Below are 13,931 nucleotides of genomic sequence, written 5' to 3'. Positions count from 1 at the left end.
GTGGACAAAGTTACCCATCGGTACATCCCCGTCGGGGGGCTCGATCGTTACAGGCGCCGATCGTGGGCCCTGGTGAGACAGCTGATGTGCACGATGCATCCGGGCAACGTCGCGGCGCCGTCAACCGCCGACCTAGGACTGCGAGACTGGGCCGAGCACCCCCGTTCCACGTCCAGTATCAGCACCGGTCCAATCTACAGGTCACCGAGGGGCGTTGACCAAAGCCCGGGGGCGTCGGCGCTCGACCAGCACACCGGATCAAGCCGTCATGTTCAGCGACGCGACGATCTTCGTGGGCCTGATACGTACGACCAGCTCGCCCGGAACTCCGTTGCGTCGACCGAATTCCTCCGCTCGGTCGACCCCCATGTACCGTGCGCCGATTGCGGTGGCTGTCCGCAGCAGGTCTGCCGGCTCCTGAGACGTGTCCGCGACCCCCTGAACCTGCACGAATGCGTACGGCGGTTCTTCCAGGTCGACAGTCAGCACAACCCTCGGATCACGGGCGATGGCCTTGCCCTTCGCGGTGTCCGCCCCCGTGTTGAACACGATCGTCTCGTCCTCTACGACGAACCACACCGGGGCGACGAGTGGACGGCCGTCCCGGGCGACGTAGCCGAGCTTGCCCGTCCTGGTCCCGTGGTCAAGAAACTCACGAACGTCCGAATCGCTCAAGGATGCCATGGTCGCGAACTTACCCTTCGGCTCCGACAATTCGCCGAGCGATACCGAGGTAGATCTCCACGAGTTCGGCGGGCTTCAACGGTCCGTCCGGTCGATACCACCCTGCGACCCCGACACACATCGACGTCACCGCTCGCGACGCATCCCCGGCGTGCCGGAGATCGAAGTCACCGGACTCGATTCCCGCCGCCACGATCGCGTCGAGCATGCGTTGTTGTTCGTCTCGTCGGCCGACATAGTCGGCCCGATTGGCAGGCTCCAGGCTGCGAATTTCGGTCGATCCCAGGAACGCTTGATCTCGTCGGTGCATATGGAACAGCAGCAGCGATCGAACGACGGCGTCGAAACGTGCCTGCGGCGACGTCCCGGCCGCGGCCTCCGCCTGCCGGGACCGCGCTAGGAGCTCGTCCATCGCGGCCGACATCAAGCCGACGAGCATGGCCTGCTTCGACGGATAGTGATGATAGAGCCCCGGTACCGACAGGCCGGCCCGCCCGGCGATCTCGCGCACCGACGTCCCGTGGTAGCCCTGCTCGACGAACGCGGCCAACGCAGCACTGAGCGGAAGAGGTAGGTCGGCTTCCCCGTACACCTGCCACGCCGGCAACTCGGTCACGTCGGTGGCCCGCCGAACGTGATGGCTCCCGCCCGTACCGTGGCCAGTACCGGAAGCGCGCGAAGGTCATGGTTGCTCAGACCTGCCGGGTGCTCGGCAAGGAGCACCACATCTGCCGACATCCCGAGCTCGATGGAGGCCCTTCCGCCGCACGCGGCGGCGATCGCGACATCGAGCGGCAACGCCTCGTCCGACTGCCACGGCGGCCGCTCGTCGTCCGTCCGCCATACGGCGTCGGCGATCGAGTCGAGGGGCGAGGGCGGGCTGACCGGCGCATCGGACCCGAAGAGCAGCCGGGCACCCGCTCGGTGCAACGACCGGTAGGGGTACGCGATCGATCCACGACCGTCCCAGAGTTCGTCCGCGACGTCGCGATCGCTGACCGCATGCTGGGGCTGCACCGAGGCGCTTACCCCCAGCGCGGTGAAGCGTGGCACATCGGCGGGGACGAGCTGCTGCGCATGTTCGATCCGGCCGCCGCCGCCGACCCGCTCGAATGCATCGAGTGCCAGCGAGTTGGCCCTGTCTCCGATCGCGTGGATTGCCGGCAGAATTCCACCCGTCTGCGCTCTCTCCATGAGCGCGACGAGGTCCTCCGGCGTCTCGAGCAACACACCGGTCGAGCTGCCACCGGGATACGGATCGTGGCAACACGCGGTCCTCGTGTTGAGCGAGCCGTCGAACATGACCTTCAGCGGTCCGAGTGCGACGTGCTCGGCGATCGCGTCACCGGTGCGTGCGCCGAGCACGAGTTCGTGTTCCAGCCACTCCCGCCACACTGCGAAATGGATGTCGACCGCCGGGGCTGCATGCTCGATGCGTCGGCCCCACACTGCCCGGTTGTCCGCGTACTCGAAGTCGGTGACTGCGGTAATTCCGCGGCGCGCCAGCTCGGCGGTTGCGGCGAGGGTGTCGCGATCGCTGTGGTCGATGTTCGTCAGTTTTTCGAGGGCGTTGAGCCCTTCCATGCACTCGTGGTCCCGGAGCACACCGGTCGGATGATCCATGCCGAGATCTGCCAGAAGTGCGGGACTGAGCCACAGCGTGTGCAAGTCCATGCTCGTGACGGCAACAGGTCGCCCGGGCAGCGCGTTCTGCAGTACGTCTTTGTGTGGTGCATCGGACCACAGGGCGTCCCGGAAACCCTGGGCGCGGAGAATTCCGTGACCATGCCGTTCGTTCGACCGCGCGAGTATGTCTACGAGGTCCACTGCGGAATCCGCACCGGAGACGTCGATCCGCGTCAAGGACGCCGCCCACTGCGTCAGGTGCAGGTGGTTGTCGACGAACGACGGAAGCAGCGCAGCACCCTCACCGTCGAGAACGTCTCCCTCGATCGGACGTGCCGTCGACTGGGCCGATCCGACCTCGGCGATCTCGCCGCGCACCGTCTGCACGTCGACGGCGTCGCCGCCCGGAGCCAGGACCACGTTTCTGATCAACACACCCGGACTCTAGATCACCGTGGGCATGAGAACGTATGGCGGTGACACACGTCGAGCAGGCCTACCACGCCACCATCACCGTCCGCTGGTCGGACATGGACGCCTTCGCCCATATCAATCACGCCCGAATGGTCACCCTGTTGGAGGAAGCTCGCATCGAATGGCTACTCAGTGCAGGGGAAGCCAACGAGTCGCTGATCAAGAGCGCATTGATCGCGAATGTGAACATCTCGTACAAGAAGCCGCTGCGCCATTCCGACAGTCCGCTCGACATCGCCCTGTGGTTCGAGCAGGTGCGGTCCGTCGACTTCACCATCGGTTACGAAGTGCGTCCATCCGACGCACCGGCCGATTCCCCGCCTGCAGTGCTAGCTACTACTCAGATGGCGATGGTGGATATCGGCTCGGAGCGGCTGCGCCGCATCACCCCCGACGAGAAGCAGTTTCTGGCAAAGTGGACGCGTCACCGATCGTGATCGCGCCCCCGTGCGACGAACCAATCCACCAGTTCCGGAGAGTCGACCGAGGTTCGGTCGAATGCGCCTGTCTGGGCACGGCCCTGAAAGATCTTCTTGAGCGGGACTTCGAGCTTCTTTCCCGTTCTGGTATGCGGGATTCCAGGCGCCGCGATGATCTCGTCGGGGACGTGCCGGGCAGACGCGTGCTCGGTGATGACGTCCTTGATCTTCCGGCGTAGCTCGTCGTCGAGCTCGGTGCCGTCGGCCAGCACCACGAACAGTGGCATCCAGTAGCCGCCGTTCTCGGATTCGACGCCCAACACCAGTGATTCGACGATCTCGGGCAACGACTCGACTGCTTGGTAGATGTCGGCGCTTCCCATCCTGATTCCGTTGCGGTTCAGCGTGGAATCCGACCTGCCGTGTACAACGACACTCCCGTGTTCGGTTCGGGTGATCCAGTCCCCATGTCGCCACACTCCAGGGAAACTGTCGAAATAGGCACCGCGGTAGCGGCTTCCGTCGACATCGTTCCAGAATCGAATCGGCATCGACGGCATCGGTTTCGTGATCACCAATTCGCCGACGTCACCGCGAACGGACTCACCGCGTTCGTCGAACGAATCGAGTGCGACGCCGAGGTACGGTGCCGACAGCTCACCCGGCCACACCGGTACGGTTCGGACGCCACCGATGAACGCAGACACGACATCGGTACCGCCCGAGATCGAGAACACCGGAACATGTGCACCGACGTTGTCCGCCAACCAGATCGACGATGACGCGGGCAGCGAGGAACCGGTGATGCCCACAGCGCGAAGTGCACTCAGGTCGTGCTCACCCGACGGGTGCACACCAGCTTTGATGCAGGCCAACACGTAGCCGGGGCTCGTCCCGAGGAACGTGACCCGCTCGCGCGCCGCGATCGACCACAACGCGTCGGGTGCCGGAAATCCAGGACTGCCGGCGAAACACACGATGGTGGCGCCGACGAGAAGGCCTGCGACTTGGAAGTTCCACATCATCCAGCTCGGGCTGGTGTACCAGAAGAATGTGTCCTCGGGACCGATGTCGGACTGCAGGGCAACCGACTTCAGATGTTCCAGCAGTACTCCACCATGCCCGTGCACGATCCCCTTCGGCAGGCCCGTCGTACCCGAGGAGAAGACCACCCACAGCGGATGATCGAACGGCACCGGCGTCGACACCCATTCGTGCACACCGGCAGTTGCGTCTGTCCAGCTCATCGATCCCTCGGTGACGTGCTCGCCCACCTGGATCACCGACTCCACCGTCGCGAGGCCGGCATGCAGCGACGTCACATCGGCTGTCCTGTCATGATATTTGCCGCCGTAGGAGTATCCGTCGGCAGTGACGAGCACCTTGGGGTCCAGTTGACCCAATCGGTCGAGGGCAGCAGATGCAGAGTAGTCCTGCCCGCATGCGGACCAGATCGCACCGATGGTTGCCGTCGCGAGAAACGCCACCACGGTCTCCGGAATATTGGGGAGGTAACCGACGACCCGATCGCCCATGCCCACTCCGACGGAGGTCAGCGTCACGGCGAGGGCGCCGACCTGTCGCGCCAGTTCGTCCCAACTCAACGCTCGCTCGGTGCCATCCTCGGCCACGTACTGGATCGCGATCCCACCGCGATCCACCTGTCGCTTGACCTGTTCGACGTAATTGAGCATCGCCCCGGGAAACCACTGTGCTCCCGGCATCTCGGCGCTCCCGAGCACTGCGGTCGGATCCTCGCTCGAGATGATGTCGAAGTAGTCCCACACCGCCTGCCAGAACTGCTCGAGGTTGTCGGTCGACCAGGTCCACAGTGCGTCGTAGCCCTCCAACGACACGTCGTAGGTCTTCTCGACCCGCTTCGTGAACTCGGTGATGCGAGCGTTCTCGATGTCCTCCGACGACGGTGTCCACTGTGGCTCGGTCATGGGGAGAGTATTCCTCGAGCCCGCTCGTCACAACCGAGATGTGCGTGTACAACGCGGATCGACGTTGTAAACGAACAGGAACGTTGTAGAAGGAACCGACAAGTATCGAGTGGTACGAACGAACCAGAATCCATCCACAGCTGCCTGGTTCATCCACAATCCCGGGTCGGGTGGTGGTAGCGCGACTAGGTCGGCTGCACGATCGTCGCATGCACCCCGATCCGGACGGATTCCTCACGCGCGCAGCAGCGTCGGCAGCTGGATACACCGACGCCGAATTTCGCCGACTGGTCGAAGCAGGCGAGATCAGAAAGATTGCCACAGGCATCTACTACCCCGCACGTGGGTACGACGGCTTGACGCCGACCGCTGTTCACCGACTCAGGGCGCTCGCCGCGGTCCGAGGCCGAACCGATCATGCCGTCAGTCACATCTCGGCGGCCGTGATGCACGGCCTCACGATGTGGAACACCGAACTCGACCGAGTCCACCTCACTGTCGATCGGTCGACCGGCGGCCGAAAGACGTCGAGCGTTCACGTACACACCGCAGCACTCACCACCGCGACCGTCGTAGATATCGATTCGGTACCGGTCACCTCCCCTGCTCGCACGGTCATCGACACCGCCCGCATCGTCGATATGGATCACGCGGTGGTGATCGGCGATTCTACGCTCCGCAAGTATGCGATCACGACGGACGAGCTGACGGAGATTCTCGAGCAGAGCTCCAGACTGCACAACATCGCCGCGGCCCGTCGGGCAGTTGCACGAATGAACGGTCTCAGCGAAAGCGCAGGCGAGACACTCAGCCGTCTCCGGATGATCGACCACGACATGCCTGCCCCGTCGCTGCAATATCGGGTGCCGGGTCTGAATTTCCGGGTCGACTTCTTCTGGCCACAATTTCGGATCATCGGCGAATTCGATGGAATGGCCAAATACGGCGGGAGGGCGGAGACACTTGCGCGCGAGAAGGAAAGGGAAGACGCCCTCCGTGACGAGGGGTACGAAGTATTCCGGTGGACGTGGAAGGACTTGTGGAGCTTCCATGACGTATACATGCGATTCGAGCGAGCGAAGGCTCGCGCTCTCACACACTGAATCCGCGTTCACAACACGAATGACGGTTGTAGACCGCCGAAGCGGTTGTGAGAGTCAGATCAGGTCGAGCGACCGTTCGCGCATTTCCACCTTGCGCACCTTCCCGGTGACCGTCATGGGGAATTCGTCGACGACGTGGACGTATCGCGGGATCTTGTAGTGCGCCAGCTTGCCTGCGGAGAACGCCTTGACGGCCTCGGCGTCGAGCGGCACCGCGCCGTCCCTCATCCGTATCCAAACCATCAGTTCCTCCCCGTACTTGGCGTCGGGGACGCCGACAACCTGGGCGTCGAGGATGTCCGGATGGGTGTACAGGAACTCTTCGATCTCGCGCGGATACACGTTCTCGCCCCCGCGGATGACCATATCCTTGATCCGTCCGGTGATGGACACGTAGCCGAGGTCATCCATGACGCCGATGTCGCCGGTATGCATCCACCCCTCGGTGTCGATCGCCTCCGCAGTCTTCTCGGGCTGTTCCCAGTAACCGAGCATGACCGAATACCCACGGGTGCACAGTTCCCCGGACTCTCCGCGAGGCAGTGTCCTGCCGTCGACCGGATCGACGATCTTCACCTCGAGATGCGGTCCGACCGCACCCACCGTCGACACTCGCTGATCGATGGTGTCGTCGCTCCGAGTCTGCAGCGACACCGGCGACGTCTCGGTCATCCCGTAGCAGATCGAGACCTCGGACATTCCCATCCGCTCGATGACCTGCTTCATCACCTCGGTCGGGCACGGCGAGCCGGCCATGATTCCGGTACGCAAACTGCTCAGATCGAACGAATCGAACTCGGCCAGTGCAAGTTCGGCGATGAACATCGTCGGCACCCCGTACAGCGAGGTGCATCGTTCCTGCTGGACGGCTGTCAGCGTCGCCGCCGCGTCGAATGCCTGGCCGGCAATGACGATCGCAGCACCGTGGCTGGTGCACGCTAGATTGCCCATCACCATGCCGAAGCAGTGATAGAACGGCACCGGAATGCACACACGATCGGCTGCGGTGTAATGGCACAACTCGCCGACGAAATAGCCGTTGTTCAGGATGTTCCGGTGACTCAGCGTGGCACCCTTGGGGAAACCTGTTGTCCCGGAGGTGTACTGAATATTGATCGGATCGTGTGCGGTCAACGTCGATTGCGCGTCTGCCACCATGGACGGTTCTTCGGTGAGCGCGCGGTGCCCTCTGTCGGTCATCAGTTCCCAGCCGAAGCTGCCGATGTACACGACTTCGCGAAGGTCGGGTGCCTCGGCGCGCGCTTCGTCGATCATCGCGGTGTAATCCGAACCCTTGAATTCCTGGGCCGACAGCAGCACCGACACACCGGCTTGCTTCAGCACGAAACGCAACTCGTGCGTCCGGTACGCCGGATTGATGTTGACCAGAATCGCACCGATCTTCGCCGTCGCGTACTGGGCCAGAACCCATTCGGGACAGTTCGGGGCCCACATCCCGACGCGGTCGCCCCGCCCTACCCCTTTCACGAGAAGGCCGGCCGCCAACAATTCGACGTCCGCGAGAAATTCCGAGTAGGTCCACCGTCGCCCCGACGGCACGTCGATCAGTGCGTCGCGTCCAGCGTGCTCAGCGGCGGTCCGGTCGAGATTTGCACCGATAGTGTCCTCGAGAAGCGGTGTCGACGAACTTCCCGACGAAAAACTGAGACTCTCCATACGAGCCAGGATAGTGACCTGAGTCACGGCCATCTACCCCCGGACAGGGGTGCTACTCGATGGTCAACGCCTCCGAGGACTCGAGGGCTTCGGCACGCGAGGTGTCTTTGAGAGCGACACCGGATCTACCCAGCTTGCGCGCTCCGGAGATCAAGCTCGCCACGATCTTCGCCGACTGCTGATATCCAAGGCCTTCCGGAGGATGGATGTTCGAGATGCAGTTCCGATCGGCATCGGACTTTCCGGGCGCGGGTAGGTGCGTGAGATAGATCCCGAGGCTGTCCGCCACCGAAAGACCGGGTCGCTCCCCGATCAGCACGACAACGGTACGCACGCCCATCGCCTCGGCGATATGGTCACCGAGCGCGACTCGCGCCTCTGTCGCAATCACCGGTGGCGCAATCGAATACGTGTCCGACAGTTCCTTCACGAGCGCTTCCAGCATCGACGAGCCGTGATCCATCAGCGCCCTCGGAGACAAACCGTCACTCAGGACGAAGCCGACATCGAAGTCGCCCTTGTCGATCGACGACAGGTCGTCCGGCGAGCGTCCCAGATCCGGCCTCCGCAGATACTCGGCCCTCGACGTCGCCTTCGATGTCACGACAACGGGCGCTCCGACGCCCACCTTCTCCACGTCCACCGCGAACTTGTCGACCTCGAGCGGCATGTGGACCGCGTCTCGTGCTGCCGCGTGCGCGGACCTGAATTCCAGCACCCGACGGGTCGGCAGCGAGTCACCGGTGCGCCCGAGCCCGATCCGAGCCTGAGTGCTCAGCCGGAGCTCATCCCACAGTGCGCTGTCCGCACGTTCTGGTTCGAGTTCACTCATCGCGCACCGGTCAACGCTCGAAGAGGGGAGCCCACAGCGTCGATGTCGAGGATTCTTCCGGTGGAATCGACCATCCCGAGACGATCGAGCCACGCAGCGAACTCGGGTGCCGGCTTCAATCCCAATACCTGCCGCACGTACAGAACGTCGTGGAAGCTCAGGCTCTGGTACCCGAGCATCACATCGTCGGCGCCGGGTACTGCGATGACGAAGGCAACCCCTGCCGCTCCCAAGAGCGTGAGAAGGGTGTCCATGTCGTCCTGGTCGGCTTCGGCATGGTTGGTGTAGCAGACGTCGACGCCCATCGGCAGTCCGAGAAGCTTTCCGCAGAAGTGATCTTCGAGGCCTGCACGAATGATCTGTTTACCGTCGTACAGATACTCCGGGCCGATGAACCCGACGACCGTGTTGACCAACAACGGCTCGAGATCGCGGCACACCGCATACGCACGAGTCTCCAACGTCTGCTGGTCGACGGGTTTGCCGTCCGTGCCCAGATGCGCGCCTGCACTCAGCGCCGATCCCTGCCCCGTCTCGAGATACATGACGTTGTCTCCGACGGTTCCTCGATGCAGCGAACGTCCTGCTTCATTGGCCTCGCGAAGCAGGGAAACATGCACTCCGAAACCGGAATTCGCACCCTCGGTGCCGGCAACGGATTGGAAGACGAGATCGACCGGGACTCCCTTGCCGATCAGCTCCATCGTCGTCGTCACGTGCGAGAGCACGCACGACTGCGTCGGGATCTCGAATCGCTGCCGGATGTCGTCGAGCAGGTAGAGCAGATCCGATGTGGCATGCGGAGAATCGGTAGCGGGATTGATTCCGATGACCGCGTCGCCGGACCCGAGTAGAAGGCCGTCGAGCGTTGCGGCCGCGATTCCACGTGGGTCGTCGGTCGGATGGTTCGGCTGCAGCCGTGTGCTGAGTGTCCCCGGCATCCCGACGGTCGTTCGGAAGGCGGACGTCACCTCGGCAGCCCGCGCAACCGAGATCAGATCTTGATTGCGCATGATCTTGCTGACAGCTGCGACCATCTCGGGTGTCAACCCCGCTGCCACGGACCGCAGAATCGACGCCGAATCCGGCGACGCTGCGGCGTCGAGCAGCCAATCCCGCAGCCCGCCGACGGTCAGATGCGAGATGGCGCCGAACGCGGACCGATCGTGTGAGTCGATGATGAGCCGGGTGACCTCGTCGGTCTCGTACGGAACGAGCAGATCATGCAGGAACACATCGAGAGACACCTCCGACAGTGCCCATTGTGCTGCGGCTCGTTCTGCATCGGACTGCGCCGCGCAGCCGGCCAGTTCGTCGCCGGAGCGCAAGGGCGTTGCCTTCGCCATCAGTTCGACGAGGCCGTCGAACTGATAGGTCGTGCCGGACACCGACTGCGTATAGATGCTCATTCGAGTTCGGCTTCTGCTTCCGCGAGTGCGGCGAATTCTTCGTCCGGTGAATTCGCGACGAGATGATGACGACTGTAGAGGCCGAAGTACACCATGAACGCCGCGAACACCGCGAGGCACCACAGCGCAGCGGTGCTGTCCACGAGGAAGGTCGCGACCACTGCGAGAGCCGCGATGACGAGGGCGAATCCGGTGGTGGCAATGCCGCCTGGGGTGCGGTACGGACGCTCCATGTGCGGTTCCTTGCGACGCAGCACGATGTGGCTGATCATCATCAGAACGTAACTCAGCGCAGCGCCGAACACGGCCATGTTCAGCAGCATCGCGCCCTGACCGGTGAGCGAAAGCAGGAACCCGATGACGCCTGGGACGATCAGTGCGAGGGTCGGAGCCTTGCGAGAGTTGGTCACCGACAGCGAATTCGGTAGATAGCCGGCACGGGACAGCGCGAACAGCTGCCTCGAGTACGCGTACATGATCGAGAAGAAGCTCGCGACCAGTCCTGCGAGCCCGATGTAGTTGACGACCTTCGCGGCCGAGCTGTCACCGAGCGCCTCGACGAGCGGATTGCCCGACGCCTGCATCGCGTCCGCACCGCCGGCTCCGGTCACGAGGAAGAGCACGCCTGCGCCGGTAACGAGGAGAACAGCCATGGCCGCGATGATTCCTCGCGGCACGTTCTTGGTCGGATCCTTCGCTTCTTCGGCAGCCAGCGGCACACCTTCGATGGCCAGAAAGAACCAGATCGCGAACGGGACGGCTGCCCAGATTCCGATGTATCCGAACGGCAGGAAGCTCGACGCACCGGCGGCATCGGTCGGAGCGATGTCGGTCAGGTTGGCCGAATCGAATTGGCCCACCGCCGACACCGCGAAGATCACCAGGCCGACAAGTGCGATCCCGGTGATGACGAACATGATCTTGAGAGCTTCACCCGCTCCGCCGAGATGGATCCCGATGAAGATGGCATACACGGCGAGATAGACCCACCACCCGTCGGTGATTCCGAACAGCCCGAGAGACTCGACGTACGCACCGATGAAGGTCGCGATAGCTGCAGGCGCGATTGCGTACTCGATGAGAATCGCTGTCCCGGTTGCAAAACCACCCCACGGTCCGAGCGCGCGACGCGCGAACGTGTAGCCACCGCCCGCCGCGGGCAGTGCCGAGGACATCTCGGCCATGCCGAGCACCATCGCCAGATACATGCCGGCGATGATGATGCCGGCGATCAGCAGGCCGCCGAAGCCGCCCTGTTCCAATCCGAAGTTCCAGCCCGAGTAGTCACCCGAGATGACATAGCTGACGCCGAGCCCGGCGAGGAGGACCCAACCCGCGGTTCCCTTCTTCAACTGACGCTTCGCCAGATAATCGCTTCCTTCGACGTGGGACTCGGTCCCGTCGTGATGGGCGCCTGTTGGTTTGCTGACGGACATGTGCGGCCTCTCTCGAAGCAGTGAGCTCGTTATCGCCGGGGGAAGCGAATCGAATCAAGATATGCCCGCGGTGTAAGCGCGGAGTGATCGACATATGACGAGAGAATTACGGAGCTACCAGTTGGTGCTACCGATGCGCCTCCGGCGCAGTGGCGCGGTTGAGTGCACTCCAATGCACTTGACCGCGCCACTGGGGCGGAGCGCCTACCCCTGAAGCAGTCCCGGAACGGGACACGCATCCTCCGCTTCCGCGACGACGAGAACATCGTGCGGAACCGGTGGCCGGCGCCCCTCTTCCCAGTCGACGCCGACCAGCGGCGCCGTGCCTTTCAGCGCGTCGTTCTCCTCCGGGGTGAACGCGCGCCCCCGACTGAGGAACCGAAGGCCCTCAGGTGTCTCGAGGGAGAAGCCGGATCCACGCCCGGGCACGACGTCGAGGACCATCTGCGTGTGCTTCCACGCCTCGAACTGCGAACCCGAAATCCACACCGGAACAGCGTCGTCACCGTCGGGGAGATCGTCCGGGATGTCGTCGACGCCGAGACGAAGATCGAGCAATCCGAGAAGAACGTCCCGGTCACCGACGATGAATTCGCCTGCGGGATAACACATCGGCGACGAGCCGTCACAGCATCCGCCGGACTGATGCATCATCAGTGCGCCGTGGATACCGCCGAGGCGACGGAGAAGCTCCATCGCCCCGGCGGTGGCTCGAAGACGCGCGGGCGCAGCCGAAGCTGGACCCGACCCGTCAGGCATCAGAAGAAGCCCTGGGCCTTCTGTGCGTAACTGACCAGAAGGTTCTTCGTCTGCTGGTAGTGATCCAGCATCATCTTGTGATTCTCGCGGCCGATGCCCGACTGCTTGTAGCCGCCGAAGGCAGCGTGCGCCGGGTACTGGTGGTACGTGTTGGTCCACACTCGACCGGCCTTGATGTCTCGACCCGCGCGGTACGCGACGCCGCCGTCCCGCGACCACACGCCTGCACCGAGTCCGTACAGGGTGTCGTTGGCGATGGAGATGGCCTCGTCGTAGTCCTTGAAAGACGTCACCGAGACGACCGGCCCGAAGATCTCCTCCTGGAAGATACGCATGTCGTTCTTGCCGGTGAAGATCGTCGGCTGAACGTAGTAGCCGCCGTTGAGGTCTCCGCCGAGCTGAGCACGCTCACCACCGGTGACGACCTGAGCACCCTCACCCTTGCCGATCTCGATGTAGGACAGGATCTTCTCGAGCTGATCGTTCGATGCCTGTGCACCGATCATGGTGTCGGTATCGAGCGGATCGCCCTGTCGAACAGCCTTGGTGCGGATCGCGGCGAGTGCGAGGAACTCGTCGTAGATGTCTGCCTGGATGAGCGAACGCGACGGGCAGGTGCACACTTCACCCTGATTGAGGGCGAACATCGTGAAGCCTTCGAGGGCTTTGTCCTGGTAGTCGTCGTTGGCCGAAAGAACATCGGAGAAGAAGACGTTCGGGCTCTTGCCGCCGAGCTCGAGCGTGACCGGAATCAGGTTCTGCGATGCGTACTGCATGATCAGTCGCCCGGTAGTGGTCTCGCCGGTGAACGCGATCTTGGCGATACGCGGGCTGGATGCGAGGGGCTTGCCCGCCTCGGTACCGAACCCGTTGACGACGTTGAGGACCCCGGCGGGAAGCAGATCGCCGATGATCGAGATCAGGTGCAGAATCGACGCCGGCGTCTGCTCGGCCGGCTTGAGGACGACGGCGTTTCCTGCTGCCAGCGCGGGAGCGAGCTTCCACACCGCCATGAGGATCGGAAAGTTCCACGGAATGATCTGGCCGACAACGCCGAGGGGCTCGTGGAAGTGGTACGCAACTGTGTCGGAGTCGATTTCGGAGAGCGAGCCTTCCTGCGCACGGATGCATCCGGCGAAGTAGCGGAAGTGATCGACCGCCAACGGGATATCGGCGTTGAGAGTCTCGCGAATCGGCTTGCCGTTGTCCCAGGACTCGGCGAGCGCGATCGACTCGAGGTTCTCGGCGATGCGATCGGCGATCTTGTTGAGGATCACGGCGCGCTCTGCGGCGGAAGTCTTGCCCCACGCAGGTGCGGCGGCGTGTGCAGCGTCGAGCGCGAGCTCGATGTCCTCCGACGTGGAGCGAGCTACCTCGCAGAAGTTCTCACCGGTGACGGGAGTCGGGTTCTCGAAGTACTGACCCTTGACCGGTGGTACCCATTCGCCGCCGATCCAGTTCTCGTAGCGCGGCTGAAACGACATGACCGAATTCTCGGTACCGGGACGGGCGTAAACAGACATCTAGGACTCCTTCTGATCACAGAACTGATGTGATTCAGAACAC

Annotated in this window: 12 protein-coding genes; 2 read left to right on the top strand and 10 right to left on the bottom strand. The window is 63.2% G+C overall.

What is annotated here, in order from left to right:
- Positions 1-258 precede the first annotated feature (258 nt).
- The 3 genes from ACODSO_RS18400 to ACODSO_RS18390 are packed head-to-tail and all read right to left on the bottom strand — an operon-like array spanning position 259 to position 2,745.
- Positions 259-684 carry a PPOX class F420-dependent oxidoreductase gene (locus tag ACODSO_RS18400; protein ID WP_068373280.1) on the bottom strand — a complete coding sequence of 142 codons (426 nt, stop codon included), beginning with the start codon at positions 682-684 and terminating at the stop codon, positions 259-261.
- 10 nt (positions 685-694) lie between these two features.
- The gene (locus ACODSO_RS18395) at positions 695-1,300 is read right to left on the bottom strand and encodes a TetR/AcrR family transcriptional regulator (RefSeq protein WP_489038215.1); all 606 of its coding nucleotides are present in this window, start codon (positions 1,298-1,300) and stop codon (positions 695-697) included.
- Positions 1,297-2,745, bottom strand: a complete 1,449-nt coding sequence (locus ACODSO_RS18390; RefSeq protein WP_489038214.1) for an amidohydrolase — start codon at positions 2,743-2,745, stop codon at positions 1,297-1,299. Before ACODSO_RS18390 ends, ACODSO_RS18395 begins: the two co-directional genes overlap by 4 nt.
- A gap of 35 nt (positions 2,746-2,780) precedes the next feature.
- Here ACODSO_RS18390 and ACODSO_RS18385 point away from each other — a divergent pair, with 35 nt between their 5' ends.
- Positions 2,781-3,221: an acyl-CoA thioesterase gene (locus tag ACODSO_RS18385; protein ID WP_489038213.1), complete on the top strand. Its 441-nt coding sequence runs from the start codon at positions 2,781-2,783 to the stop codon at positions 3,219-3,221.
- On the opposite strand, the gene ACODSO_RS18380 is transcribed toward ACODSO_RS18385, so the two are convergent.
- Positions 3,209-5,149: an acetoacetate--CoA ligase gene (locus tag ACODSO_RS18380; RefSeq protein WP_489038212.1), complete on the bottom strand. Its 1,941-nt coding sequence runs from the start codon at positions 5,147-5,149 to the stop codon at positions 3,209-3,211. The genes ACODSO_RS18385 and ACODSO_RS18380 overlap by 13 nt on opposite strands.
- A gap of 209 nt (positions 5,150-5,358) precedes the next feature.
- Between ACODSO_RS18380 and ACODSO_RS18375 the strand changes: the two genes are divergently transcribed.
- Positions 5,359-6,252, top strand: coding sequence for a hypothetical protein (locus ACODSO_RS18375; protein ID WP_489038211.1), 894 nt, complete (start codon positions 5,359-5,361; stop codon positions 6,250-6,252).
- Positions 6,253-6,306: 54 nt separating this feature from the next.
- Here the strand turns inward: ACODSO_RS18375 and ACODSO_RS18370 are convergent, their stop codons facing one another.
- The 6 genes from ACODSO_RS18370 to adh all read right to left on the bottom strand — a co-directional run bounded on the left by ACODSO_RS18370 (position 6,307) and on the right by adh (position 13,888).
- Complete coding sequence (locus ACODSO_RS18370; protein ID WP_489038210.1) at positions 6,307-7,929, bottom strand: AMP-binding protein; 1,623 nt, start codon at positions 7,927-7,929, stop codon at positions 6,307-6,309.
- Positions 7,930-7,981: 52 nt separating this feature from the next.
- Positions 7,982-8,761: an ethanolamine ammonia-lyase subunit EutC gene (gene eutC, locus ACODSO_RS18365; RefSeq protein ID WP_489038209.1), complete on the bottom strand. Its 780-nt coding sequence runs from the start codon at positions 8,759-8,761 to the stop codon at positions 7,982-7,984.
- Positions 8,758-10,170, bottom strand: a complete 1,413-nt coding sequence (locus tag ACODSO_RS18360) for an ethanolamine ammonia-lyase subunit EutB (protein WP_489038208.1) — start codon at positions 10,168-10,170, stop codon at positions 8,758-8,760. The genes eutC and ACODSO_RS18360 overlap by 4 nt, the downstream gene beginning before the upstream one ends.
- Complete coding sequence (eat, locus tag ACODSO_RS18355; RefSeq protein WP_489038207.1) at positions 10,167-11,606, bottom strand: ethanolamine permease; 1,440 nt, start codon at positions 11,604-11,606, stop codon at positions 10,167-10,169. Before eat ends, ACODSO_RS18360 begins: the two co-directional genes overlap by 4 nt.
- Positions 11,607-11,810: 204 nt before the next feature.
- Positions 11,811-12,302, bottom strand: a complete 492-nt coding sequence (locus tag ACODSO_RS18350; protein ID WP_489038222.1) for a DUF779 domain-containing protein — start codon at positions 12,300-12,302, stop codon at positions 11,811-11,813.
- Between the two features lie 62 nt (positions 12,303-12,364).
- The gene (gene adh / locus ACODSO_RS18345; RefSeq protein WP_489038206.1) at positions 12,365-13,888 is read right to left on the bottom strand and encodes an aldehyde dehydrogenase; all 1,524 of its coding nucleotides are present in this window, start codon (positions 13,886-13,888) and stop codon (positions 12,365-12,367) included.
- Positions 13,889-13,931: the final 43 nt, after the last annotated feature.

This window comes from Rhodococcus sp. FG69, assembly GCF_057808915.1.
This window is presented reverse-complemented; position numbering and strand designations above follow the sequence as displayed.